Below are 25,251 nucleotides of genomic sequence, written 5' to 3'. Positions count from 1 at the left end.
GTTTTCCTCAGTACGACCAATTCAGCAGCGGGCCATCCTATGCTGAGGGCGACATTTTCTCTAGAATCATCTTATTCTTGAGAAAGCCTGATGGAGGAGCAAATCGGCAGCTCACTAGATGAAACCCCGCCGCGATTGTTTTCGTTCGGGAAGTCAATCCGATATGATCCGATCACGATACGCGAGCCCGTTCGAGACCCTGCGGTATGACCAGCCAGCCACTGAAAGAAACAGCCCTCTCTCTTAAGGCCCCGGCCAAAGTGAATCTGGCGCTGCACATAACGGGGCAGCGTGAGGATGGCTTCCATACGCTGGATTCGCTGGTGGTGTTTGGTGGAGCCTTCGACCGTCTGGTGTTCGAGCCGTCGGATCGGCTGCACCTGTCCGTCACCGGTCCCTTCGCCGATGGCCTGCGTCAGGAACCGGACAATCTGATGGTTCGGGCGGCCCGCTTGCTCGCCAAGGACCTCAATATCCCGGCCAAGGCCGAATTGTCCCTTGAAAAGCACCTCCCCATTTCCGCCGGCGTCGGAGGCGGCTCGGCCGATGCGGCAGCAACTTTGCTTGGTTTGCTGCGGCTCTGGGAGCGCACAATCAAGGATGAAAAACTCAGGACCATCGCGCTGAAGCTGGGGTCGGATGTCCCCATGTGCCTTGAGGGTGCCTGCCTTCGCGCGACTGGCATCGGTGACACGCTCGAAGAGGGTCCGCGTCTTCCCAAAGATGTCGGGCTTGTTCTGATCAATCCGCGGGTTCCCATTTCAACGCCCACCATATTCAAGAAACTCAAACGCAAGACAAATGACTCGATGGGGCCGATTCCCTCGGCCTTTCTGTCTGCGATGGCCCTTGCCGACTGGCTCAGCGATCAGCGCAACGATCTGCAAATGGCTGCCATCGAGCAGGCCCCGGTGATCGAAACGGTTCTCCAGGCGCTGGGCGATGATGGAGATTGCCTGTTTGCCCGCATGTCAGGATCGGGCGCCACCTGCTTTGGGCTGTTCCAGAGTATCAAGCATGCCGAATATGCCGCACGGCGTCTCGCCTTCACCCATCCCAATTGGTGGGTGAGCTATGGTGGCGTGAGCTGATCGCAAAGTGCCTTCACGCGCGGCAATCACGGGCCCGTCTGACAATCGGAATTAGAGGGTGAAGGGCCTTTGTCGCTGGGCGATGGCCAAGGCAGCCTCAGCGGCGCTTTAAGAGGCGCGATCTGAGCCTATTTCTCTTCCAGCAGTCCCTTTGCCAGCACCATGGCAACAAACACACCGACAATCTGGCACAGAATGAACAGCGCGGCATCCTCGGGGCGGATACCAGCAAAGGTGTTTGAGAAAACGCGCGAGACGGCGACCGCCGGATTGGCAAAGCTGGTTGAAGATGTGAACCAGTAAGCAGCGGTGATGTAGAGGCCGACCGCAGTGGGGATCGCGTCGGGCTTGGATCTCAGGCAGACAAGGATTGTCAGCAGTAGGCCAACCGTTGCTGTCACCTCCGAGGCCCATTGGTTCGGGCCGGTGCGGATCTTCTGAGAGATCTGAAACACATCGAGATCGAACATATAGTTGGCGACAAGGCAGCCCAGAATGCCCCCTGTTATCTGGGCGATCACAAACTTGACCGCTTTGGGGATCTCCAGCTCCCCCCGCAAGGTGAAGGCAAGGGTAACGGCGGGATTGAAATGCGCCCCTGAAATGGGCGCGAGCATGGTAATCAGCACAAACAGGATCGCACCGGTTGGAATGGTGTTACCCAGAAGGGCGATGGCCACATTACCGCCCGCTAGGCTCTCCGCCATGATCCCGGAGCCGACAACTGTGCAGACCAGAGTCCCAGTTCCCAAAAATTCAGCCAGTAACTGGGCTCTTGCCGTGAAGGTCATCGAAGTGCGCCCCCTGATGCGCTATCGGTCAATCGCGTCAGTTCGCCGCTCTTTTCAGACGACGCTCTTGGCCGAGGTCCATGTCACTCTGATCGGTGTCATCGACCGACTGGGCAACGAGTGCACGCACCTTCTGTTCAATTTCCCGGTAGACCCCGTCGAACGCCTGCTCCATTTCCCTGTCGTCGCCCACATCTTCTGCGGGATCGGAAATGCTCCATTGCTCAATGACGGTTTCGTCCGGCCAGTTGGCGCGCAATGGCTCCACAGACCTGTCGCAGATCGCGACGATCAGGTCCATTTTCGGTGCATGTTTCGAGCGAAACTCGGACCATGCCTTGCAACGGAACATGCCGATGTCATAGCCCTCGCGTTCCAGCAATCGCAATGCCCACGGGTTGGGTTGGTCGCGCGTATCCATGCCTGCAGAATAGGCCTTGAACCGGCCCTCACTCAGCCGAGACATGAGTGCTTCTGCCATAATTGATCGGGCTGAATTGCCCGAACAAAGAAACAGTATATTTTTCATTGATTCCTCCCGCGCCGCCCTCCGACCTCGCAGGCAAGAGACGACATTTGTCTTCGCTTCACTATCGTGAATATTCTCTATACTCAACCTATTATTGTGCCTCTTCGGAACAATTTTCGCGGGCCCGCGAAACCCCTTCGGGTTGCTCGCAGGCAGGGATCATTTTTCGACAGGTCTGATCGAGAAAAAGCAGCAAGGCTTCAAGACCGCCGGGTTCGATGAAGTAGGTCACATTTCGGCCACCCCGTTCAGACCGGATCAGCCCGGCATTCTGCAAGATGGCAAGGTGGGTGGAAAGCGTGTTGTGGCGCGTTGCAAGCTCCCGTGCCAACTCCCCTGCCCTCATGCCAGTCTGTCCGGCACGGGCAAGAATACGAAAGGCCTCAAGGCGCGTTGGCTGCGACAAAGCAGACAGGCGGGACAGGGCATCCACTTGCTCGCACGCATTAAGCGGTGCGAGATCTTGCGGAGCGCGCTCCCGGTCCTTTGTGATGATCGTAGCGTCGTTGTTCATCTAAGATATCATTTGAACCAAAATGCAAAAGCGGGTCTCGGACGGCCCATACAGCGGTGATGTTCACGGGTTGCGGGGCCTGAATATGTCGAGAAATATCGACTAACGATGACAGCGACATGACATCAAACCGTCGATCGACAGAAAACGAGTTCGACACCAGCATCCGGCATTCCAGCAAAGGCATTGGAAGGCACCTAGACGCGCACCGGATCAAGTCAGTGCGCACCATCTTTCGGATTGCCTCATGCTTCATAAGGCTAGCAAAACTCTTGGTTTAACAGGAAATGCCATGGAATTTGTTGCAACGCAACATTGATCACTCTATATTTGAAGCTTCTGTTGCAATTGCTTGTCCACTGCGCGCCGGGAACCGCATGGCAGGCCAACAAGAACAAAATGATCGGGTATCGTGTGCTTCAGTCTTGATCTATTGGTCGAACAAGTTCACAAGACTCAGGTTAAGAGAGGAATGTGGCATGGGCCAGACGACCAAATGGGTCTACAGCTTTGGCGGCGGACGCGCTGATGGCAGCGCCGAAATGCGCAGTCTGCTGGGGGGCAAGGGTGCCAATCTCGCCGAAATGAGCAATCTCGGTCTGCCTGTTCCGCCCGGCTTCACCATGACGACAGATCTTTGCCGTCGTTACCTCGCTGAGGACCATAGCTATCCGGACGGTCTTAAGGACCAGATCGGCCAAGCGCTCGCTCAGGTCGGCGCACTCACGGCCCGGACGTTTGGCAGCATCGACAAACCGCTTCTTCTTTCCATCCGTGCCGGTGCGCGCGTGACCATGCCGGGCATGATGGAAGCCATTCTCAATCTGGGACTGAATGACCAGACCGTCGAGGCGCTCGCCAAAGAGACGGGCAACGCCCGGTTTGCCTATGACAGCTATCGCCGGTTCATCCAGATGTATGGCGACGTGGTGCTGGGTATCGACCAGAATGAATTCGAGGATATTCTTGAACAGATCAAGGACGAACAGGGCTTTGGCCTGGACACGGACCTTGAGGCGGAGGACTGGAAGGGCATTGTCGAGAAATACAAGGCCCTGATCGAGGATGAGCTTGACGAGCCGTTCCCGCAAGATGTCCATGATCAGCTTTGGGGTGCCATCGGGGCAACCTTTTCCTCCTGGATCAGCGCTCGGGCGATCACCTACCGACGATTACACGACATCCCTGAAGACTGGGGCACGGCCGTCAATCTGCAGGCCATGGTCTTTGGCAATCTGGGGGATACGTCCGCGACCGCAGTTGCCCATACGCGGAGCCCGACAACAGGTGAGAAGAAACTCTGTGGCGAGTTTCTGCTCAATGCACAGGGCGAAGATGTTCTTGCGGGCAACCGGGCGGCTCTCAATCTGACGCACAGGGCAAGGCTCGAGAATGGCTCCAAGGATTTGAGCCTTGAAGAGCTGATGCCGGAGCAGTTCGGACAGTTTCTTTCCATCTGCGAGCAGCTCGAACATCACTATCGAGACATGCTGGAGCTGGAATTTACCATCGAGGGCGGACGCCTCTGGATGCTCCAGACGCGCACAGGTCGACGTACGCACAAGGCCGCACTGCGCATCGCGGTGGATCTGGCCAACGAGGGTCTGATCAATCGGGAAGAAGCGGTGATGCGCGTCGATCCGCGTTCGCTCGACCATATGCTGCACCCCACCATTGATGAAGAAGCCAAGCGAAATATTCTTGCCAATGGGCTTGCGGCCTCGCCGGGTGCTGCCGCTGGCCATCTGGTCTTTGAGCCAAAGGACGCCGAGTTCTTTGCCAATCAAGGCAAGAATGTCATTCTGGCGCGGATCGAGACGAGCCCCGAAGACATTCACGGCATGCATGTGGCGCAAGGCATCCTCACGGCTCGCGGAGGCATGACCAGCCATGCTGCAGTTGTTGCGCGCGGCATGGGCATCCCGTGCGTTTCAGGTGCGGGCATGATCCGCATTTCCTATGAGAATGAGACCCTGACCGTGGGCAGCGCAGTTATGCGCAAAGGCGATCTCGTGACCATCGATGGCGGCACGGGTGAGGTCATCGACGGCGAAGTGCCAATGCAGAAACCGGAGTTGACGAAAGAATTCAATCAACTCATGGAGTGGGTCGACGGCATTCGCCGCATGAAGGTTCGCTGCAACGCGGACACGCCGCAGGATGCCAAGTCCGCCCGTGAGTTTGGTGCCGAAGGCATCGGCCTGTGCCGTACAGAGCACATGTTCTTCCACGAAGACCGGATCTCGGCCATGCGTGAGATGATCATCGCCAACAGCGCCGAAGCACGCAAGCAGGCGCTCAAAAAGCTGTTGCCGATGCAGCGCGCCGACTTCATCACCCTGTTTGAGATCATGGCTGGCTTGCCGGTCATCATCCGTCTGCTCGATCCGCCTTTGCATGAGTTCCTGCCGTCAGAGACCGGCGATATCAAGGCCGTGTCGGAAAAACTCGGTGTCACCGAACAGCAGCTGTTCAGCCGCATTCACACCATGCATGAGTTCAATCCGATGCTGGGGCACAGGGGCTGCCGTCTGGCCATTTCCTATCCTGAAATGGTGGAAATGCAGACCCGAGCCATCTTTGAAGCGGCGCTGGATGCTGCTGCAAAGACCGGAAAACCAGTCCAGCCAGAGATCATGGTGCCACTCGTTTCAATCCGCACCGAGCTGGAATTCGTCAAGGCACGCATCGACACCACAGCAGCAGCTGTCATGAAGGACGCAGGCCGAACCATTCCCTATAAGGTGGGAACAATGATCGAGTTGCCAAGGGCCGCTCTGCAGGCCCGCAAGATTGCCGAGAAGGCCGAGTTCTTCTCGTTTGGCACCAATGACCTCACTCAGACCACCTATGGTATCAGCCGCGATGATGCGGCCCGCTATCTCTCGGATTATTTGAGAGCCGGTGTTATCGAGCAGGATCCTTTCATCTCGATTGATGCGGACGGGGTGGGCGAGTTGATGGAAATTGCCGTCGAGCGCGGCCGGTTTGCACGCCCCGATCTCGAATTGGGCATTTGCGGCGAGCATGGCGGTGATCCAACATCGATCGATTTTTGTGAACGCATCGGACTTGATTATGTTTCCTGCTCACCGTTCCGCGTTCCCATTGCGCGCCTTGCAGCAGCTCAAGCCACGATCAGACGGCATAATCGAGGGCGATAGGACCATTCACAAACGCGCCCTTCGCAGGATATTTTATTGAAATTCCTGTATAATCAGCAATACTTGTTGCCAAGGTACATTTAGCAACAAGCCTTACTGCATATATTCCATATTCCGCAATTATTATTGCTCGGCCTCATGTTCCCGGATATCATACAGCACTTTTTGCTTCCTGGGTGAGACTTCATGGCAAGCATTTTTCTACAAGGGGCTCTCGTTGGTCTTGCGGTGGCCGCTCCGGTTGGTCCCATCGGTTTATTGTGCATTCGGCGGACCTTGCGGGACGGTCGGCTTGTCGGTCTTGCAACAGGTATGGGTGCTGCGACTGCGGACGGGCTCTATGGTCTTGTTGCGGCCACCGGTCTGGCCATCTCGGGCTTGCTGATCAGCCATGGTGACCAGATGCGGCTCTTTGGGGGCCTTTTGATCCTGTATCTGGGCATCTCGACCTTTCGTCGCGGATTGAATGACTTGCCTCACGACCCAGCCAACGCGCCCCCGAGCCATGCACCCTTGCGAGCTTATGGTACGACGTTCCTGCTGACGTTGGCCAACCCGGCAACCATCCTGTCCTTTATCGGCATGATTTCTGGACTATCCAAAGGGGCGGAAAGCGCTCCGGGTGCAGCCTATTGGTTGGTGTTCGGGGTTTTCTGCGGGTCAGCGGTCTGGTGGCTGTTCCTTGTCACGATGACCGCGCTCGTTCGAGGACTGATCTCGGACCTCATCATGCGGATCATCGACGTTGCCTCTGGTGGCCTGCTCATCCTTTGGGGCGCATGGATGATGTGGCAAGCGCTGCAGACTTTCCTGATCTAGGGTCTTATTCTTTGGTCAAGCCTGCGCCTTTCGTCGGTTCGGTTGGGGCGCAAGCTGTGATATGCGGAAAGCTCTGAACGTGTCTCACCCAAAGGATCGTCCTGTATCATGCCCGGCCCTCTCTCTCTTTCGTTTGATACCGTTGCACAAGGTGGCAAGCGCGCTTTGGCTCGGGCGCTCAGTGACATCGAGGCGAATGATGGGCATCCAGATGTGGCGCGGTTGCTTGATGAGGCGGCAACCGAGGCCCGGGCTCATGTGGTCGGCCTGACCGGTCCGCCGGGCGTCGGCAAATCGACCCTGACCAATGCCCTCATCCGTCACTGGCGCAGCGAGGGTCAAAGCGTCGGCGTGGTAGCGGTTGACCCGTCGTCTCAAATCTCGTCCGGGGCCTTGCTCGGAGACCGCACCCGGCTGGATACGGACCCGACAGATCAACAGGTATTCGTGCGGTCCATGGCGGCCCGCGATAGATTGGGTGGTTTATCGGATGAAGCGCTAGCAGCGATCATTCTCATGCGAGCCCTGTTTGACCGCGTATTGGTCGAAAGCGTTGGAATCGGCCAGTCGGAAGCTGACATCGCCTTTGCTGCAGACAGCATCGTTCTGTGCATTCAACCCGGATCAGGGGACAGCCTGCAATTCATGAAGGCAGGTGTCATGGAGTTGCCGGACATTGTCATCGTCACCAAAGCGGACATGGGGTCACCGGCGCGGCGGGCACGGGCCGATGTGGAGGGGGCACTTTCGCTCGCTCTGAGAAAGCAGCAGGACTGGTCTGTTCCGGTTCTGCTCGCATCTGCACAGGACGGGACAGGTCTGCAAGATCTGGTCACAGCGCTCGATGCCCATTTCGCGCATCTTGTCTCCACCCACAGTCTTACTACGCAGCGAGATCGACAGGCCCGTCAATGGATGCACGATCGTATCCGACGTAAATTTGGTCAAATCGGTTTGAAACTATCTCAATTCGACAGATGGCACGACAGTGGTTTGGCGCTTTTTGAATCAGAACGAAAATCCCACGAAGATCTGCTGCGACGATTGACTGATAACAGCTAAAAGGACGGTTAAATTGAGCCTCAAAGGCAACTCATACACAGGCAATTTTGCTGCTGCCTGTCCTCAAATCCGTCAAATTAGGTCACATTTAAGTACAAGCAAGAAACCTACAACCTTGGGTAAAAGGTCAATTTATCAATCAAAAACAGTCGTTTTAACCAGACGAGACGACCATCTTTCAAATCACCAAAAGCAAAACTATAGGTCTTTGGTACTATTTTGGGCATTGGTCCAAATTTTTGGGGGTGATTTGCTCGCAATTTCGCGCTAGATTTGTATTGGCTTGAAGGTACGCCCGGGCATGTCACCTGATTTGGCTCATGGTGTCTACAGACAATCTGCGGGGACTGTTCTGAAATCTGCCACAACATTCGGGTTCTTTGCTGGTTTGATCCTGAATGATGGGCTACTAACAAGCTTTACTTGCCCGAACCTGGTTCTCCGGGTTCGGGCTTTTTCATGCCCATGAAACCATCCCCCGACTTCAATTTTCAATAACCGACCGATTGATCTAATTGTGTTTATGCCGCCCCACCCGCTATAACAGACATTTTGGGCTTTGGTCCATTCGGTCCGGCACCAACAATTTTGACGCGAGCAAACCGATTTCACGCGCCCTTTGATCGCCTCATTCAAGGCCTAAAGGTCGTCGTTGAACAAAGGCCATTCTGTTAACGGTCTTTCAAGGTTAATGCCGCATTATTATTTTCAAGTGCCGTGCTGGACGGCGAGCTTGCGCCCTGCGTCAGTTGAGGGGCGATCGAGTGTAGTATTGCGTAGTGCAAGTTGGTGGCAGAATGTCGAATACCAAGCTTGGCAAGAATAGCCTTGGCCTGACCGCTCGAATTCTTCTTGGATCGGGGCTGGTCCTAGTCTTCACACAATCTCTGGATGAAGCCGGTACGGCAGGTCCTTCGGTCGCCTCGTTGAATCAACAGGCCTGGACCAGGGAAGTCTTTGCCGGCAACTTGCTTGAGCATCGCGGAACGAGCAAAGACATCCTCGCTCCGAAGACACAAGATACCGGCTATGGCCGGTCATCTGCGCGCTTGCAAGCCACTGCGTTCGATCCAACCAAATCGAACCAAAGCGCTTATATTCGCATCGCTGAAACGAGCAACACATCGACATCCGTAGAAACGCTCAAACTGACAGCGAACAGTCTTTCCGATCTCAAAGAGGCTGTGCACGTATCCCGCAAGGGCAAAAGCGATAGGCGTCTGGGCTGGGGCTGGGAGCCCTTCAAGGTTGGCCATGGACGCCGTGCCATCGCGCTCAATTGGTCTGGATCGCTGTGGTCCATGTCCGGCCCATTCGAGAAGCGGGCACATGAAGCCCTGCCCAAACAGGCTTTCGCGCCTTCCGACGATTTGAAGCTTGTGATGGCGGATGCATCCAAGTTTCTGCCACCTGAACCGCTTATCGCTCCAACCAGCATGGTTGCAAAGGCCGAAATTCCTGCAAACAGCGCAATCAAAGCTGAGCAGCGCCCAATCGCTGACACGGCCGCGCTCGCCTATGCGCCCAATTCTGCGGAAGCCCTCGAAGCGCCCTTTGAGGCAATCCTGACCGAGCAACGCAAGGGCCAGATCAGCGAAGACAATCAGGTAACGGTACTTTCTGCGGTTGAACAGATCAACGGTGAGCTGGATGAAGACGATGCAACCAGCGCCTTGGCGACCCTGAGCACCCTGCCCCGTTCACGCGCTCCGGTCTCGACTTCTAGCGACACCGACGAAAACAAAGTGAGCAAACCGCTCGATACATCCCCCCTTGTTGCCAGCCTTGAAGCGCTTCCCAAAAACACCGGCGACGAGACTGCAACACAGAATGAAGGCCTGACGCTTGCCATGAGCAAAGCGCGGCGCGCTGAACTGAAGCTTGCATCGCTGACAACAGGTGAAGACGAAGAGCCCAAGAAGCGCTCCCGTTTTGCACGCTGGTTCGGATTTGGCGGCCCGACAAAGGCCAAAATCGATCCCAAGGGTGAACATGCCTGGATTACCAACAAGTTGCCCAAATCGTCCTTCAGCAAGAAGCAAAAAACCTGCCTTGCCAACGCCATCTATTTCGAGAGCCGTTCGGAACCTGAAAAAGGCCAGATCGCTGTGGCCCAGGTTGTCGTCAATCGGGTGAAAAACCCGACCTATCCGAACAGCATCTGCGGTGTGGTCTATCAGAACCAGCATAAGCGCAATCGCTGCCAGTTCTCCTTTGCCTGCGACCGCATTCCGGATCGTGTGCGCTCCAAGAAAGCATGGGACACCGCTTGGAAAATCGCCAATCAGGTCGTCAAGCAGGAAGTCTGGCTGAAGGAAATTGGCTCCTCCACCCACTACCATGCGACCTACGTGCACCCGCGTTGGGCCCGTACCATGAAGCGCCTCGACAAGATCGGTCTTCATATCTTCTATAAAACCTATGGTGGCGGCTGGAGCTGATCAAACCAAGGTGACATACAAAAAGGCGGGTGCCATGGCCCGCCTTTTCTTTGTCTGACTATAGGATTGTCCGGTGTTCACGTGTGGGTGTCGAGCTTTGCCGAGACCTCCAGCAAGTCCTGCCATGCCGCCCGTTTTTGCGCAGGTGTGCGCAACAGAAACGCCGGATGCAAGGTCGCCATGACCGGAATGTCTGCACCCGCAGCATGATAACTGCGCCACCGACCGCGCAATCGCATGATGCCATCCTTGGTATCGAGCAACTGCTGAGCAGCTGTGCCGCCCAGAAAAACCAGAACCTTGGGATTGACCAGTTCGATGTGACGATGAATGAACGGTTGCAGCATCGCCTGCTCATCAAGGCTTGGCTTGCGGTTTCCCGGCGGCCTCCACGGCAGGATATTGGTAATGTAGGCCCGTTCCCGATCAAGACCTATAGCAGCCATCATCTTGTCCAGAAGCTGCCCGGCACGCCCCACGAAAGGCACGCCCTGAAGATCCTCGTCCCGTCCCGGTGCTTCGCCGATGAACATTACATCCGCATCCGGATTGCCGTCCCCGAACACGAGGGATTTGGCCGAGAACTTCAGGCTGCAACCATCAAAGCTGGCCAGAGCCTTACGCAACTCAGCCAACGTGGGCGCTGCTTTGGCCACCGCCACGGCATTTTCAACGATTGCTGCCGTTCCTGCATTCTGGAAATTCGGAGCGGATTGTCCATTGGTGCTAGATGGAAAGGCGACTTGACCTTGATGCTGCGGCGCACTATTGGACGAAGGGCGTGATTGATTGTCAGGTGACCTTGACGTAAACGTAGCCTGAGAGGTGTTGGCAGGAGGAACGGCACGTGGCTGTGCGCCCCCTTGCGAGGGGCTGTTCTGGGCATTTTTCGCTCCGGCATCAACGGCCTGACGGCGTGCCACTTGCTGACGGCGGCTTTCTTCGAAGCGATCCTGAGGAGTATCATCAAGCATACAGTCGACGCCCAGAGCCTCATACCAATCCAGAAGACCGGCAAGGTCATGAGCTGTCGTCACTGTATTAGGCAAATTCGGCATTTGGTTTCCGTCTACAATTCCCGTAATAAATAATTTATACGGCATGGGACAATCGGAGGCCAACCCTTTAATGCTGCTGGCAAGCGCTGAGACCAGGCGAGAGTGAAAAGGACCTGCAAATGACTGAAATGAACGAGCTTCCCGAACGCGAAAGTATGGAATTCGACGTCGTGATTGTGGGCGCGGGACCGTCGGGACTGTCAGCGGCCATCCGAATCAAGCAACTCGCCGAGGAAAAGGGCGAGGACATTTCGGTTGTCGTGCTGGAAAAAGGCTCCGAGGTTGGTGCCCATATTCTCTCAGGAGCGGTGATTGATCCGGTTGCGCTGACACGCCTCATCCCCGACTGGAAAGACGACGACAGCTGCCCGTTAAAAGTTGCTGTCAAGAAAGACCGCTTCCGCCTGCTTGGACCTGCAGGCGCCATTCCTCTTCCCAACTTCGCCATGCCGCCTTTGATGAGCAACCATGGCAACTATATCATTTCCCTTGGCAATCTGTGCCGCTGGATGGCCGAGAAGGCCGAGGCGATGGGGGTTGAAATCTACCCCGGCTTTGCTGCTGCCGAGCTTCTCTATGATGACAATGGCGCGTTGCACGGAGTGGCAACCGGTGACATGGGCGTGGGCAAGGACGGCCAGCCCAAGGACACCTATATGCGCGGCATGGAGCTTCTGGGCAAATACACCCTGATTGGCGAAGGCGTGCGCGGGTCTCTGGCCAAGGAGCTGATCGCCAAATATCAGCTCGACAAGGATTGCGACGTGCCGAAATTCGGCATCGGCATCAAGGAAATCTGGGAAATCGACCCCGACAAACACAATGAAGGTCTTGTCGAGCACAGCTTTGGCTGGCCTCTGGATGAGAAGACCGGTGGCGGATCCTTCCTTTATCACATGGAAGACAATCAGGTTGCCGTCGGTTTCGTAGTCTATCTCAACTACAAAAATCCCTATCTGTCGCCGTTCGAGGAATTCCAGCGCTTCAAGACCCATCCCACGGTTCAGCCGACCCTTGAGGGCGGCAAACGCATTTCCTATGGTGCGCGCTGCATTGCCGAAGGGGGCTATCAGTCCGTGCCGCGGCTCACCTTCCCCGGCGGGGCGCTGATCGGCTGCTCGGCAGGTTTCGTCAACGTGCCGCGCATCAAGGGCATTCACAATGCCATGGATTCAGGTATGCAGGCCGCCGATGTCCTGATGGCAGCGCTTGGCGAAGGCCGCGCCAATGACGAGCTGGTTGCTTATGAAGAGGGCTGGCGCAAAGGACCGATTGGCAAAGACCTGTTCAAGGTGCGCAACGTCAAACCATTGTGGGCCAAATTGGGCCTGACGATCGGCGTGACCCTTGGTGGCCTTGATATGTGGCTCAACAGCCTCTTCGGCTTCTCACCCTTTGGCACTCTCAAGCACGGCAAAACCGATGCCCAGAGCACCCTGCCCGCCAGCCAGTGCAAGCCGATTGACTATCCAAAGCCTGATAACAAGATCACCTTTGACAAGCTCTCTTCGGTCTTTTTGTCCGGTGCGAACCAAGAAGAGGATCAACCCTGCCATCTGGTCGTCAAGGATCTCGCCTTGCAGAAAAGCTCCGAGCATGATGTCTATGCTGGACTATCTCAACGCTTCTGCCCGGCTGGCGTTTATGAGTGGGATGAAAGCGGCGAAAGCCCCACCTATGTGATCAACGCCCAGAATTGCGTCCATTGCAAGACCTGCGATATCAAGGACCCGAACTGCAACATCATCTGGACTGTGCCCGAAGGAGCCGGTGGCCCGACCTATCCGAACATGTGATTGCGTTCATCGCATCGAGATTCAAAAAGGACCGCAGAGAAAACCTGAGCGGCCCTTTTTTCGTTTGAGCAGACAACGGGCTGTTGAACCTTTGCTACAGGCCTTTGATATTACGCCAAATGCCTGTGCTTTGCCCGCCATCTCCCCCTTTCGCTCGGCTTGTCATGCCGGTATACAGAAACGATAAGTTTGCCAAGCCGGTAGACTAGGTGTTTGATCCCATGCTTTGATGGTGCACCTTTCTCATTTGAATGGAGGGAAGCACTATGGGCCAAGTTCTACACGGCAGCGCCACGACGACAGAGGCAGTCCGTCGAGCAATACAAAATAGTCAAGAGAGCCTGAGAGTGCTTTCCAAGCGATACGGCATCAATCAGAAAACGGTCGTCAAGTGGAAGACGCGCACCTCACAAGCGGACTTAAGAACCGGACCGAAGGAGCCACGTTCGACTGTGCTTTCGCGGCAAGAAGAAGCGACCATTGTCGCCTTCCGCAGGCATACCTTGTTGCCTCTCGACGACTGCCTTTATGCACTCCAGCCGACAATCCCGCATCTGACGCGCTCTTCACTGCACAGATGCCTGCAACGACACGGAGTTTCGCGACTACCGAGTGTCGAAGGCGACAAGCAGCCAAAGAAGCGTTTCAAGAGCTATCCGATCGGCTATTTCCATATCGATATTGCCCAGGTACAGACAGCTGAAGGCAAGCTCTATCTCTTTGTGGCTATTGACCGGACTTCCAAGTATGCCTTCGTTGAACTCTATACCAAGGCAGGAAAGATGAATGCTGCACAGTTCCTGCGCAATCTGGTCGCCACTGTGCCCTATACCATCCATACTGTTCTGACCGACAATGGCATCCAGTTCACCAATCGGTCTCGCGATCTCCATGAGTTCCAGCACATCTTTGACCGGGTCTGCACTGGAAACGGCATTGAACACCGCCTGACAAAAGTGAAGCACCCATGGACCAACGGTCAGGTCGAGAGGATGAACCGGACTATTAAGGATGCCACCGACGAGCCCATCGAACCAACCTGTTCACGTGCGGCATGCGGGAGCGAATCAAGGCCTATGCTATCGCCTTGGCATCAACCACCTCCCCGCCCCTTCTGTCATTCATCGCGACCGGAAGCTGATCTACGACAGGCCAATCGCCCGGCGATGCGCATGCCTTTGGTGATCTGCACACCAAGATTCATCGCTCGCGCAAATGGATGCAGATCAGCTATATCTGGAATGCCTTCTTCGGCTTCGATGCCGCCACCCTGCCCAACCCGAAGCTTTTCGTTTTCGACAATGAGCGGGTGAATTTCTATGGCTATCACAAGCGCATTTTCCCGTTTCTGACGGTCGGCGGCGACACAGGGGCGGCGTTGCACTACTACATCAAGCAGACACCGGAGTTCCGCCTTCGCCAGATCGACTTCTGCCGGATGGGGGAATGGGACGGTAAGGATGTGAGCTTCCTCGATCCGGCTGTTCTGGCCTTTCTGGAGAAGGACACCAAGACGAAGGAGAGTAAATTTGTTGCCGAGCTCTACAACGGGGCTTTTCTGCACTTGATGAACGGGGGCAACTGGCGTGTCAGCGAAGCAAAAAAGAAAACCCTGCCCGCTGACAATCTGGGCACCGAGACCTTGCGCGCGGCGCCCTTTTATCGGCGCAAGCGCGGTTTGACCGAGAATCTGGCCAATCTTCTGGTCGACGCGGAAAAGGCTGTCGTTCTGGACGAATTGAACAAGAGCCTTGATTCCCGTTTTTATACGGAAATGGATGAACTCAACTATTTCGACTGGTCTGACTGAGAAACCACGTCAACCTGGACACAAAAAAGCCGGGACGAGCCCGGCTTTTGAAACACTCTTCTGGATCACGGCTGCCAATGATCAGTCGAACAAAGCGTCAATGTCGTTTTGGTCGCTTTTATCGGTGTTCTTTTCGTTTTCCTCACCAAACCCGAGTTCGGCCAGCATTGCGTCAACCTCAGACTGATTGACGCCCTCGCCCTCTTTCTGCGGTCCATGAAGAATGAGTTCGCGCTTGCGGCGTTCCGCTTCGGTTTCCTCGAGATCCTCGTCTTCAACACTGTTCATCTTCATGCGATCGATGAAAGTGGAGACGCGCTCGTCGATGACGTTGAGAACGTGCACAACCTTGGAAATGCGCTGCCCGGTGATATCCTGAAAAGAGCAGGCTTCAAAAATTTCGATGATCTTGTCGTTGACAATAGCCTGATAGGCTTCGGCGTCGCTCGGATCGGCTCCCATGATCTCCTCGGCAGAAGACATGATGATATTGGTTGCCTTCTCGGTCGCTTCAACCACGGCATCCAGTTCGCGTCCGGCATCGGGGATTGCGTTGTGGCGCATGTCGGCGGGGCGCAGAGCGGAGATTTCCCGCTTCATTGTTGAAATCTCATCCGCGATGCTCATGAACTCGTGGTATACGGTCTTGTCCATGGCCCGAATATGGGACTCTAGGCTGCTCGCCATTACTTCGGCCAGCGACATGATATCCGTCAGTGAAACATCCTCTCCCTTGCTATGCTCAAGAAAGGTGACAAGCTTGGTGACCTTGTCTGCGCTGAGGGTTTTCTGCTGAGATTTCATTGATTTCTTGCCCACTTCATGTCTGCGTTGCTCACTTCAGAGCGAACCTGATAAAGGTCTTTCGTTTCTCTCCGCTTATAAATCGTGTTTTCAAAACGAGACCGTTATTGCCCTTTGTTGACCCTCTTTTTATTCGCCCGGCTGGTGTCGGGCCAAGATCGGGGCCTCAATTGCGCCGGGTCCTTGTTTCTGGAGAGACGCTCAGTCGCTCGCGACAACGAAGATCCGGGACGTGATGCCGGGATTGCGGTTTGTTAACTTCTGGCATCGGAAGAGCCAGCCAGCTTCACAGAGCAAAAGCGGCGGGTTGGCCACAGAATGCATGCCTCACTTGGTGTGGAGGCGGTGGGAGCGGGTCGGGATGCTTCCCGACCCTTGGCCCAACTAAACAATCTTGTTACCAATTTCGACATACCTAGCCACGACCGCCATCGCGGCTGGCGCACGTCAGCCTTAGCTGTCGAATACGGCGTCGATCTTGGTTTTCAGGGTGGCGGCGTTGAAAGGCTTCACGATGTAGTTGTTCACACCGGCCTTTTTGGCAGCAATAACGTTTTCGGTTTTGGATTCTGCTGTCACCATGATGAATGGTGTCTTGGACAGGCTATCACTTGCGCGCACCTGTTTGAGCAGTTCATAGCCGGTCATCGGCTCCATGTTCCAGTCGGAAATCACCAGACCGTAACGACGGTCCTGCATTTTCGCCAGGGCTTCAGTGCCATCAGCGGCGTCGTCAACATCCTCGAACCCGAGCTGCTTGAGCAGGTTCTTGATGATCCGGATCATGGTTTTATAGTCATCGACGACCAGTACCGGCATAGAAAGATCGAGGGCCATTTGTTTACTCCAAACTCACACTGCTTTGCCGCTTTGTTGGCGGACTATTCGACTTTGCAGACCTTTTGTCTTCAACTGCCAGAGAGCTTGCACTCCCCGGAACAGATTGGAGACTAGCTCAAGGAATTAAAAAACCGGTTAACCGGCCAAGAGAGGCAAAAGTTGAATTGCCCAATAATGACCTCGAATTGAAGTAAATACGATGAAAACGCTGAAAAATTTACTTTTACGAAGTAGTTTGTTCAGAGATCGCTAACCTTTATTTCGGTTAACCATAAACAAACTCAAATCTACGTTGCAAAGCTCGCCATATTCCGAAGCGCAGCAAGTCGGCCCGCGAGCGCGCCGTATCCCTTGGGATTTGCCTGCTGATTTCAAAGGTAGGATTGCCATGCATCCGCATTTGTGCATATGCTCAGTGGATGCTGCGTCGCAATATCCACAGGTCACCGGACAGTACGCGAGAAGACGGGCCAGTCAGAACAAGAAAATGGCCGACGCAGGGGAAGAGAGGAACCAGAGAATGAATGCACCCCTAAAGGGCGTTGCGCCCAGAACCGTCTATTATGAAGAGATGAGCATCGGCCAGAGCGAGAGTTTTCGCCATATGGTGAGCGACAAGGACATTTCCGCCTTTGCTGCGGTATCGGGGGACTATAATCCAGTGCATGTCGACAAAGCCTATGGCGAGGCCAGCCGTTTTGGCGGCAATATTGCGCACGGGCTCTATACTGCAAGCCTGTTTTCTGCCCTTCTGGGCATGCGCCTGCCGGGCCCGGGAGCCATCTATGTTGAACAGACGCTGAAATTCATGGCACCAGTCCGCCCGGGAGACGAACTCGAAGTATCCGTTTCCATCAAGGAAATGATCGATCGAGGTCGTCGGGTGATCCTTGACTGCGAGGCGAAGGTGGATGGCGCCCTCGTGTTGTCTGGAGAGGCAACGGTGTTGGCTCCCCCAAAGCCCGCACAATGAAGCCCGCGCAATAGAGCCTTAACAAGGCGGCCTTGTATCTCAAGGCCATCTTGTCCTGCTCAGGGGCCTTTTAGGCTTCAGCCACGATCGGCTTGAGAAGCCCCAGACGCTCGCGGTTCCAGAAACGATAGGCCAGACAGAAGGCGGTCACCGCAAGGCCGATTGCAAGACCGATCCAGATGCCCGACCCGCGCCAACCGAGAACAAATCCCAGAATATAGGATGTCGGCATACCACACAGCCAGTAGCCGACCACTGCGATCAGCATGGGACCACGCGTATCCCCCAGCCCTCTCAAGGCGCCGGAGGCGACAGCCTGAAGACCATCGACGAGTTGGAACAGCCCGGCGAACGCCAGATAGCTGACAGCCAGCGTGATCGGCATTGCGTTGATTGGATCTGACGGATCCAGAAACAGCTCGATCAGCACATGGGGGATGGTCAGGAACAGCATGCAGGTAAAGCCCATGAAGCCGACGCCGAGCCCGATGGACACCCAGCCGGCCCGTCTGATCCCTTCCCACGCGCCTCGCCCGAAGGCCAGCCCGATGCGGATGGTGGTGGCCTGCCCCAATCCCATCGGCACCATGAAGGCAAGTGCAGCACATTGCATGGCAACCGTATGGGCCGCGAGTTCATCGGTGCCGAGCCAGCCCATGAGCATGGTCGCGGCAGAGAACAAGGCGACCTCCACCATGACCATGAAGCCGATCGGAACCCCGATGCGCAGAATGTCACGGAACCGATGCCAGTCCGGCCGCCAGAAGCGGGCGAACAGATCATAGGCCGCGTAGGTGTGCCGCCGTCCAACATAGACAATCATGAAGATGAACACGAAGAGATTGACAATACTGGTGGAAATCCCGGCTCCGGCCAATTCCAGACGAGGAAAGCCGAAATGACCGAACATCAATACATAATTGCCCGCGAAATTGACGAAAAAACTGAGAATGGTGACCATAAGAACGATCTTGGTCTCGCCGTGCACACTGGTCAGAGAGCGAAGGGCAATAAACCCAAGCGCCGGAAACAGACTGAAGGCAGCGTAGTCCAGATAGCTTTGCGACAGTGCGGACAGCGAGGGCAACTGTCCGGTCATGATAAAGATTGTCTCGGCCTGAAAGACGATGGCCATCAGGAACAGCGCTAGAAGGAAGGCAACCCAGATCCCCTGCCGCGCCGTGCGGCGCACGGACCTTGGTTCATTGGCTCCGATTGCCTGTGCAGCCATCGGCGCAACGGCAGTCAAGGATCCGATGCCGAACAGGAGCAGCGGGTGAAACAGCGCTGTCGCCAAAGACCCGGCAGCAAGATAATCACGCCCAAGCCAGCCCATCATAATGACATCGGTGATGTTGAGCGAAAATTGCGCCAGTTGCGTGAAAACGAGCGGCCATGCCAGCGACAAGGTGGCTCGTGTCTCGCCAGACCAGCTCAGGGTCGAGGGACCCACGTCCTGCGCAACAACATAATCCCCGACGATATCGTCGCGGCGCCGCTCTTCCGGTGAAAAAGGCCGGTCGGACATGGTTCTACCTACAGCTTAAGCCAGATTTTGAAAGAAGAAACCGATGGTACCTAGAATTGGGGGCCGATTTGTTGGCTTAAAGATACCACGGCGCCATACTCCGATCACCGGTTTCAGCGATTTGAGAGGCGCCAACTTAACGGTATTGGCTTGGCCTGTATAGATGTGAGGGGCTTTTGTTTCATGCTGTGGCTGGAATGCTACACAGCCTGAGGGCGCAATCTGAGGGCGCAATGGTTTGCGGGACGATCCGAACCGGTGCTGCTCGGGCATACCTGATCGGCGTCAAGTCAGCTTCTGGTCATCGTCTTGCGGCACTTGACCGCAAATCCCCTCTCCTACCCCCTATTTGCTGCTGTCGTTGCCTGATTTGGCGCGGAATGTGGATGGATTGCGCCAGAGATATCACTCGGCCCTTGACCTTGTTGCACGAAGTGGGCAACTTCGCGCCGGTATTGACCAAAGGATGAAGCCATCCTATCTGGTTGATCATTCGACCCGCCTATTTCGGAGTCCGCCCCGCCATGATGGCCATCGCCCCGTCCTTTACCGCATTGTATCAGCCAACGCTGCCGCTTCCCGAGTCCCTTCGCGGTTCGGTCGTGGCCATCGGGAATTTCGATGGCATGCATCGCGGTCATCAGGCCGTTCTGGAAGATGCGGTTCAGGAGGCACGAGCCTCCGGTCTCAAAGCGGTGATGCTGACCTTTGAGCCACATCCTCGCACGGTCTTCCGGCCCGAAGCCCCTGTATTCCGGCTGACACCGCATGCGGAAAAAGCCCATATCGCCAGAGCGATCGGCCTTGATGCCATGGTCTCGCTAGCCTTTACACCGGAGTTTTCCAGCCAGTCTCCGGATCGGTTCATCGAGGACATGCTGCTTGGGGCCTTCGGCGCGCACAATGTGATCTCCGGCTATGACTTTCATTTCGGCAAGGACCGCGCTGGCACGCCGGATTACCTGCGTGCTCAGGGACTGGCCAGAGGCTTCGGTGTAACCATTGTCGATATGCGGGCCGACCGGTCCGGTGACGCGGTGTCCTCGACCCGTATTCGGCAGGCTCTGGAAGATGGCGCCCTCAATCCGGCCAACCAGCTTCTGGGCTATCGCCATTTTCTGACCGGGACCGTGGTGCACGGGGAGAAAAATGGTCGCAAGCTGGGTTATCCCACCGCCAACATGAAGCTGCCGCTCAACAGTCGCCTGTGTGAAGGGGTGTATGCCGTCAAGCTGGTTCGTCAGGATGGATCGCTTCACAATGGCGTGGCGAGCTTTGGCCGCCGTCCCATGTTCGACAATGGGCCGCGGGTCTTCGAAGTGCATATTTTTGACTTCAATGAAGACCTTTACGGCGAGGAAGTGCGTGTGGCTCTTTATGGCTATCTCAGAGGCGAAGCGCGCTTTGACAATCTCGACGGGCTGATCGCGCAAATGGATCAGGACAGCGCGCAAGCCCGCGGTATCCTGTCTCATTCCAAACCGCTTTCCGAATTGGAAGAGCGGCTCTGGGGTTAGCCGCTCATTGCTCGCGTCCAATGATGGGCCCCACCTGATCAGTCAACGGCGAGCAAATCCCCCTGAACCCAGCCCTGTTGATTGCCGGTGTCGACCAGATACCAGTGCTCGAAATGCCCAAGCGTATTGAACCGGCCTTCTCTTATCACCTGAACCGGTTCTCCCTTGTCCAGAACCATGATGATATTGTCATGATAGGAAGGCCAACGGCGCAGGTTGGCCTCAGCCAGTAGGACCGGGGCATCGGCGGCATCCCCTTCACCGAAGAGATGGGCGCGCAACCCTTGCAATGGAAAGAGCGGATTGGGGTCGGTCTTGCGCCCCGGTGAGATCTCGAAATGCCCGGCCAGAAAGGTCAGATCATACTTCTCGGCCAGCGTGGAGCACAGGGCTGTCACAGTGAGAATCTGCGCCTCTGTATAGTCGAGCCACCACCCCTTGCCATGGTACCGGGTGGCGACATGGGCAAAACTCAAACCATTCACGCCATCGCGGTAGCTGGCCTTGAACCAGGGTTGCAGGCTGTTGTCCCTGAGCTTGACGCATTTTCCCAGATTGACCATTTCGATACCAAAAGCGAAGGCATTGACGTTTTGCTCGCCGCGATAGCTGCTTTTTCCCGCGTGCCACGCCCGACGGTCAAACCCCACCTGCTGCGTCACCGATCCGTCCCGTTCAACAGTGATGTGAGCCGAAGCTCGCGCTTCAGGCTGGAGGAACCAGTCCACGGCGCTTCCCTTTTCCAGCCGTCCGGCGGTGTCATGCAGGATGATGCCGCGGGGTGCAAAATCACCGGACTGGTGTGGAGAGCGCAGGAAGCGGACCGGAAGATCGTCTTCATACAGTCGATGGCTCTTGATGCTGAATGGATTGGATGGGACGCTTTTGATCATGGCTTTGCCGTTTCCTTGCCTGTTCTGGATGAGAATGATGGCAAGAGCCTTGCACGGGATCGGCGAGCGGGGATTAGCGGGACAGGGTTGAGTTGGTTCGGCGTCTTTGATTTGGCAGAGTCTTTGGTTTGGCAGAGTCTTGGGGGCTTGTGCTGGCTTGCCGGTTCAATTATGGTCGCGCGCGTAATACAAAGCAGATGATATGCTGACGAGACGTGCGGACCGCACGATAATCCAAATGAAATGTGCCCTTTTGCAGCGACTGAAACAACATCCGGCGCTGCCCGCTTCGATAGACATCGGTTGGCGAGCGATCCGAATTACTGGCCCGGCCTTCGTGTGACCGGCGCATAGGCGCCCACGAGGGACCGGGAAAAGACAAGGGCCTGGCATATGTGATCTGCCAGCGTGCCCCATCCCACAGACTTAACAAATGACAGCGTCGGGCAGCAGTCTTCTCGTCCCGAGCTGGGGAGCCGGAAATCGGTTCTCCCACGAGAAACCGGCCCCCGAAGACAAGGGGGCCTGTTCGGGCCTGCTGCCAGTGACATCAATGTCCGATAAGTGATAAACATGACCGAAGCACGCGACTATTCCAAAACTCTCTACCTGCCGCAGACGGACTATCCCATGCGGGCGGGCCTGCCCAAGAATGAGCCCAAAATCCTGCAGCGCTGGGAAGAGATGGATCTCTATAAAGCCTTGCGCGACAGCTCCCGCGGGCGCGAGAAATATGTTCTTCATGACGGCCCCCCCTATGCCAATGGCCATCTGCATATCGGCCACGCGCTCAACAAGACCATCAAGGACATCATCACCCGCTCGTTCCAGATGCGTGGATATGATTCCAACTATGTCCCCGGCTGGGACTGCCACGGTCTGCCCATCGAGTGGAAGATCGAGGAGAAGTACCGCAAGAAGGGCAAGAACAAGGATGCCATTCCGGTCAATGAATTCCGTCAGGAATGCCGTGACTTTGCGTCCGAATGGGTTTCGATCCAGTCCGAGGAATTCAAGCGCCTTGGCGTGATCGGCGATTTCGTCAAGCCATACAAAACCATGAGCTTTGACGCGGAAGCCCGTATCGCCGGCGAGTTGATGAAATTCGCCATGTCCGGCCAGCTCTTCCAGGGCTCCAAGCCGGTCATGTGGTCGGTGGTTGAGAAAACCGCTCTGGCCGAGGCCGAAGTCGAATATCAGGACCACACCTCTTTCACCATCTGGGTGCGCTTCCCTGTCTCCGGTGTGCATGGAACGGTCGACGACGACAAGCTCGACGCCCTGCTTGATGCAGATGTGGTGATCTGGACCACCACCCCGTGGACCATCCCGGGCAACCGCGCCATCTGTTTCGGCCCGTCCATCAGCTATGGCCTTTATGAAATCACCGAGGCTGCAGACGACAACTGGGGCAAGGTCGGCGACAAGCTGATCGTGGCTGACACACTGGCTGCTGATATCTTCAAGGCTGCGCGCGTTGATGGCTATGAGCGCAAGTTCGATGTCGATCCGTCCCAGATCTCAGAATGCACCCATCCGTTTGCCGGACAAGACGGCACTGATGGTTACTATGACTATGATGTGCCGATGCTGCCCGGCGATCATGTGACAGAAGATGCCGGTACCGGCTTTGTGCACACCGCTCCGGGCCATGGCGCGGAAGACTATGAGGTCTTTGTTGCCAATCGCGAGCGTTTCGCCGAATGCGGCACACCGGATATCCCGCATACCGTGATGGAAGATGGGGCCTATTTCCCCCATGTGCCCCTGTTTCAGGGTCACTATATCCTCAACCGCAAGGGCGGCGAAGGCACCACCAACGGAGTCGTTATCGACAAGCTGGTCGAAGTCGGCGCACTCTTGGCGCGCGGCAAGGTCAAGCACAGCTATCCGCACAGCTGGCGCTCCAAAGCTCCTCTCATTTTCCGCAACACGCCGCAATGGTTCATCGCCATGGATCGCGGCATCGACGGTGAAGGCGATACTCTGCGCAAGCGGGCGCTCAAAGCCATCGATGCGACGCGCTTCGTTCCGGTATCCGGTCAGACCCGTCTGCGTTCGATGATCGAAACGCGCCCGGACTGGGTGATCTCGCGTCAGCGTGCCTGGGGTGTTCCGATCACGATCTTCGTCAAGAAGGATGACCCAACCGCCGTTCTGCAAGATGACGCGGTCAACGCGCGCATCTTCGACACCTTCTACGAAGAAGGGGCTGATGCGTGGTTCGCTGAAGGGGCCAAAGAGCGGTTTCTGGCTGGCGACTATGATCCCGAAGAATGGGAACAGGTCTTTGACATTCTCGACGTCTGGTTCGACTCAGGGTCAACCCATGCCTTCTGTCTGGAGCAGCGCGACGATCTGAAATGGCCTGCCGACCTCTACATGGAAGGCTCCGACCAGCATCGCGGCTGGTTCCATTCGTCACTGCTGGAAAGCTGTGGCACGCGCGGTCGCGCTCCTTATAATGCAGTTCTCACCCATGGCTTCACCATGGACGAGGACGGCCGGAAAATGTCCAAGTCCCTTGGCAATACGATCGCACCGCAGGATATCATCAATCAGTATGGTGCCGATATCCTGCGTCTGTGGGTGGCAACCAGCGACTATACCGATGATCAGCGCATCGGGCAGGAAATCCTCAAGACCAACGCCGATGCCTATCGCAAGATGCGCAACACAATCCGCTGGATGTTGGGCTCGCTTGCGCATTATGATGGCAACGTGGTGTCTGTCTCGGATATGCCGGAGCTCGAACGCCTGATGCTCCACCGCATCTTCGAACTCGACAAGATGGTCAACGAGGCCTACGACGGGTTCGACTTCAAGCGTGTGATGCACGAGCTCAATTATTTCATGGGTATCGAGCTGTCCGCCTTCTACTTCGATGTGCGCAAGGATGCGCTCTATTGTGATGCTCCGAGCTCTGCCCGCCGCAAGGCAGCGCTCTATGTCATCCATGAGCTGTTCATGCACCTGACGGCATGGCTGGCGCCGATCCTTCCGTTCACCATGGAAGAAACCTGGCTCAATCGATTCCCGTCGGAAAGCGATTCGGTCCATTTCCGCCAGTTCCCCGAGGTGCCCTCGGAGTGGCAGAATGATGCCCTGGCAGCCAAATGGAGCAAGGTGAGAACCCTGCGCCGCGTGGTCACGGGCGCGCTCGAAGTTGAACGCAAGGAAAAGCGGATCGGCTCCTCACTGGAAGCAGCTCCCAAAGTCTATGTGTCTGATGCTTCGATCATCGAAGCCATGAAAGATGTCGATCTCGCCCAGATTTCAATCACATCACAGGCTGAACTGATCGAAGGGGACGCTCCTGAAGGGGCCTTCATGATGGAGGACATCTCCAGCATAGGCGTGGTACCAGCTCTGGCTGAAGGGACAAAATGCCAGCGCAGCTGGAAAATCCTGCCGGATGTCGGATCGGATCCGGAGTATCCTGATCTGTCACCGCGGGATGCCGCAGCCATGCGAGAAATCGAAGGCGCGTAAGTCACTGACGGCCTTTAGGCAACGACAGGCTGGATCGCGGGGTGCCCCGAGGTCCGGCTTTGTCACATTGAGCTTCAATTGCCCGAACCGGCATTCATGGGTGCACCGGTCAAAAGACAGAAAGGACCC

The 25,251-nt window shown here is 56.0% G+C and carries 17 protein-coding genes and 2 pseudogenes; 11 read left to right on the top strand and 8 right to left on the bottom strand.

Annotated features, from left to right (window positions below; translation table 11 throughout):
• The first annotated feature begins 206 nt into the window (after window positions 1-206).
• On the top strand, window positions 207-1,091 hold the full coding sequence (locus CPH65_RS13565; RefSeq protein WP_096173941.1) for a 4-(cytidine 5'-diphospho)-2-C-methyl-D-erythritol kinase: 885 nt from the start codon (window positions 207-209) through the stop codon (window positions 1,089-1,091).
• A gap of 128 nt (window positions 1,092-1,219) precedes the next feature.
• On the opposite strand, the gene CPH65_RS13560 is transcribed toward CPH65_RS13565, so the two are convergent.
• The 3 genes from CPH65_RS13560 to CPH65_RS13550 all read right to left on the bottom strand — a co-directional run bounded on the left by CPH65_RS13560 (window position 1,220) and on the right by CPH65_RS13550 (window position 2,925).
• Window positions 1,220-1,882: an MIP/aquaporin family protein gene (locus tag CPH65_RS13560; protein WP_096173939.1), complete on the bottom strand. Its 663-nt coding sequence runs from the start codon at window positions 1,880-1,882 to the stop codon at window positions 1,220-1,222.
• A gap of 37 nt (window positions 1,883-1,919) precedes the next feature.
• The gene (locus tag CPH65_RS13555; protein WP_096173936.1) at window positions 1,920-2,411 is read right to left on the bottom strand and encodes an arsenate reductase ArsC; all 492 of its coding nucleotides are present in this window, start codon (window positions 2,409-2,411) and stop codon (window positions 1,920-1,922) included.
• A 91-nt stretch (window positions 2,412-2,502) separates the two neighbouring features.
• On the bottom strand, window positions 2,503-2,925 hold the full coding sequence (locus tag CPH65_RS13550) for a helix-turn-helix transcriptional regulator (protein WP_096173934.1): 423 nt from the start codon (window positions 2,923-2,925) through the stop codon (window positions 2,503-2,505).
• A 479-nt stretch (window positions 2,926-3,404) separates the two neighbouring features.
• Here CPH65_RS13550 and ppdK point away from each other — a divergent pair, with 479 nt between their 5' ends.
• The 4 genes and pseudogenes from ppdK to CPH65_RS24645 form a co-directional block, all read left to right on the top strand.
• On the top strand, window positions 3,405-6,089 hold the full coding sequence (gene ppdK, locus CPH65_RS13545; RefSeq protein WP_096173932.1) for a pyruvate, phosphate dikinase: 2,685 nt from the start codon (window positions 3,405-3,407) through the stop codon (window positions 6,087-6,089).
• A gap of 186 nt (window positions 6,090-6,275) precedes the next feature.
• Window positions 6,276-6,908 carry a LysE/ArgO family amino acid transporter gene (locus tag CPH65_RS13540; RefSeq protein ID WP_096173930.1) on the top strand — a complete coding sequence of 211 codons (633 nt, stop codon included), beginning with the start codon at window positions 6,276-6,278 and terminating at the stop codon, window positions 6,906-6,908.
• Between the two features lie 108 nt (window positions 6,909-7,016).
• Window positions 7,017-7,970, top strand: coding sequence for a methylmalonyl Co-A mutase-associated GTPase MeaB (gene meaB, locus CPH65_RS13535; RefSeq protein ID WP_096173927.1), 954 nt, complete (start codon window positions 7,017-7,019; stop codon window positions 7,968-7,970).
• Between the two features lie 1,988 nt (window positions 7,971-9,958).
• Window positions 9,959-10,411 (top strand): annotated as a pseudogene (locus CPH65_RS24645) (cell wall hydrolase); the annotation flags it as partial.
• Between the two features lie 77 nt (window positions 10,412-10,488).
• Here CPH65_RS24645 and CPH65_RS13525 read toward each other — a convergent pair.
• Window positions 10,489-11,469, bottom strand: a complete 981-nt coding sequence (locus CPH65_RS13525) for a uracil-DNA glycosylase family protein (RefSeq protein ID WP_096173925.1) — start codon at window positions 11,467-11,469, stop codon at window positions 10,489-10,491.
• A 119-nt stretch (window positions 11,470-11,588) separates the two neighbouring features.
• Between CPH65_RS13525 and CPH65_RS13520 the strand changes: the two genes are divergently transcribed.
• The 3 genes and pseudogenes from CPH65_RS13520 (at window position 11,589) to CPH65_RS13510 (ending at window position 15,075) form a co-directional block, all read left to right on the top strand.
• Entirely contained in the window at window positions 11,589-13,265 is a 1,677-nt protein-coding gene (locus tag CPH65_RS13520; RefSeq protein WP_096173922.1) for an electron transfer flavoprotein-ubiquinone oxidoreductase, read from the top strand.
• 266 nt (window positions 13,266-13,531) lie between these two features.
• A pseudogene (locus tag CPH65_RS13515) lies at window positions 13,532-14,284 on the top strand (IS481 family transposase); the annotation flags it as partial.
• A gap of 200 nt (window positions 14,285-14,484) precedes the next feature.
• Window positions 14,485-15,075, top strand: coding sequence for a hypothetical protein (locus tag CPH65_RS13510; RefSeq protein ID WP_096173919.1), 591 nt, complete (start codon window positions 14,485-14,487; stop codon window positions 15,073-15,075).
• A gap of 81 nt (window positions 15,076-15,156) precedes the next feature.
• Here CPH65_RS13510 and CPH65_RS13505 read toward each other — a convergent pair whose 3' ends face one another.
• Together CPH65_RS13505 and CPH65_RS13500 are read right to left on the bottom strand one after the other, a co-directional pair.
• The gene (locus CPH65_RS13505; RefSeq protein WP_096173918.1) at window positions 15,157-15,879 is read right to left on the bottom strand and encodes a protein phosphatase CheZ; all 723 of its coding nucleotides are present in this window, start codon (window positions 15,877-15,879) and stop codon (window positions 15,157-15,159) included.
• A 453-nt stretch (window positions 15,880-16,332) separates the two neighbouring features.
• The gene (locus CPH65_RS13500) at window positions 16,333-16,716 is read right to left on the bottom strand and encodes a response regulator (RefSeq protein WP_090070733.1); all 384 of its coding nucleotides are present in this window, start codon (window positions 16,714-16,716) and stop codon (window positions 16,333-16,335) included.
• A gap of 523 nt (window positions 16,717-17,239) precedes the next feature.
• On the opposite strand from CPH65_RS13500, the gene CPH65_RS13495 reads away from it, so the two are divergent.
• Window positions 17,240-17,692 (top strand): MaoC family dehydratase, encoded by a 453-nt coding sequence (locus CPH65_RS13495; RefSeq protein ID WP_096173917.1) that lies wholly within the window; start codon window positions 17,240-17,242, stop codon window positions 17,690-17,692.
• A gap of 70 nt (window positions 17,693-17,762) precedes the next feature.
• Here CPH65_RS13495 and CPH65_RS13490 read toward each other — a convergent pair whose 3' ends face one another.
• A complete protein-coding gene (locus tag CPH65_RS13490) occupies window positions 17,763-19,220 on the bottom strand; it encodes an MATE family efflux transporter (protein ID WP_096173916.1) in 1,458 nt (485 codons plus the stop codon).
• 485 nt (window positions 19,221-19,705) lie between these two features.
• Between CPH65_RS13490 and CPH65_RS13485 the strand changes: the two genes are divergently transcribed.
• Window positions 19,706-20,737, top strand: coding sequence for a bifunctional riboflavin kinase/FAD synthetase (locus tag CPH65_RS13485; protein ID WP_244574401.1), 1,032 nt, complete (start codon window positions 19,706-19,708; stop codon window positions 20,735-20,737).
• 38 nt (window positions 20,738-20,775) lie between these two features.
• On the opposite strand, the gene CPH65_RS13480 is transcribed toward CPH65_RS13485, so the two are convergent.
• Window positions 20,776-21,630 carry an N-acetylmuramoyl-L-alanine amidase gene (locus CPH65_RS13480; RefSeq protein ID WP_096173915.1) on the bottom strand — a complete coding sequence of 285 codons (855 nt, stop codon included), beginning with the start codon at window positions 21,628-21,630 and terminating at the stop codon, window positions 20,776-20,778.
• A 564-nt stretch (window positions 21,631-22,194) separates the two neighbouring features.
• Here CPH65_RS13480 and ileS point away from each other — a divergent pair.
• On the top strand, window positions 22,195-25,122 hold the full coding sequence (gene ileS / locus CPH65_RS13475; RefSeq protein WP_371359340.1) for an isoleucine--tRNA ligase: 2,928 nt from the start codon (window positions 22,195-22,197) through the stop codon (window positions 25,120-25,122).
• The last annotated feature ends 129 nt before the right edge of the window (window positions 25,123-25,251 follow it).

The organism is Cohaesibacter sp. ES.047, assembly GCF_900215505.1.
Lineage (GTDB): Bacteria > Pseudomonadota > Alphaproteobacteria > Rhizobiales > Cohaesibacteraceae > Cohaesibacter.
The sequence above is the reverse complement of the archived record's forward strand: the minus strand, read 5'-3'. Positions and strand labels throughout refer to the sequence as shown.

Bases quoted from the DNA above. Each gene is read 5' to 3' on its own strand.
- CPH65_RS13565 (WP_096173941.1), top strand. From the start codon at position 207: ATGACCAGCCAGCCACTGAAAGAAACAGCCCTCTCTCTTAAGGCCCCG.
- CPH65_RS13490 (WP_096173916.1), bottom strand. From the start codon at position 19,220: ATGTCCGACCGGCCTTTTTCACCGGAAGAGCGGCGCCGCGACGATATC.
- CPH65_RS13520 (WP_096173922.1), top strand. From the start codon at position 11,589: ATGACTGAAATGAACGAGCTTCCCGAACGCGAAAGTATGGAATTCGAC.
- ppdK (WP_096173932.1), top strand. From the start codon at position 3,405: ATGGGCCAGACGACCAAATGGGTCTACAGCTTTGGCGGCGGACGCGCT.
- CPH65_RS13495 (WP_096173917.1), top strand. From the start codon at position 17,240: ATGAATGCACCCCTAAAGGGCGTTGCGCCCAGAACCGTCTATTATGAA.
- CPH65_RS13480 (WP_096173915.1), bottom strand. From the start codon at position 21,630: ATGATCAAAAGCGTCCCATCCAATCCATTCAGCATCAAGAGCCATCGA.
- CPH65_RS13540 (WP_096173930.1), top strand. From the start codon at position 6,276: ATGGCAAGCATTTTTCTACAAGGGGCTCTCGTTGGTCTTGCGGTGGCC.
- CPH65_RS13510 (WP_096173919.1), top strand. From the start codon at position 14,485: ATGCAGATCAGCTATATCTGGAATGCCTTCTTCGGCTTCGATGCCGCC.
- CPH65_RS13525 (WP_096173925.1), bottom strand. From the start codon at position 11,469: ATGCCGAATTTGCCTAATACAGTGACGACAGCTCATGACCTTGCCGGT.
- meaB (WP_096173927.1), top strand. From the start codon at position 7,017: ATGCCCGGCCCTCTCTCTCTTTCGTTTGATACCGTTGCACAAGGTGGC.
- CPH65_RS13500 (WP_090070733.1), bottom strand. From the start codon at position 16,716: ATGGCCCTCGATCTTTCTATGCCGGTACTGGTCGTCGATGACTATAAA.
- CPH65_RS13550 (WP_096173934.1), bottom strand. From the start codon at position 2,925: ATGAACAACGACGCTACGATCATCACAAAGGACCGGGAGCGCGCTCCG.
- CPH65_RS13505 (WP_096173918.1), bottom strand. From the start codon at position 15,879: ATGAAATCTCAGCAGAAAACCCTCAGCGCAGACAAGGTCACCAAGCTT.
- CPH65_RS13560 (WP_096173939.1), bottom strand. From the start codon at position 1,882: ATGACCTTCACGGCAAGAGCCCAGTTACTGGCTGAATTTTTGGGAACT.
- CPH65_RS13555 (WP_096173936.1), bottom strand. From the start codon at position 2,411: ATGAAAAATATACTGTTTCTTTGTTCGGGCAATTCAGCCCGATCAATT.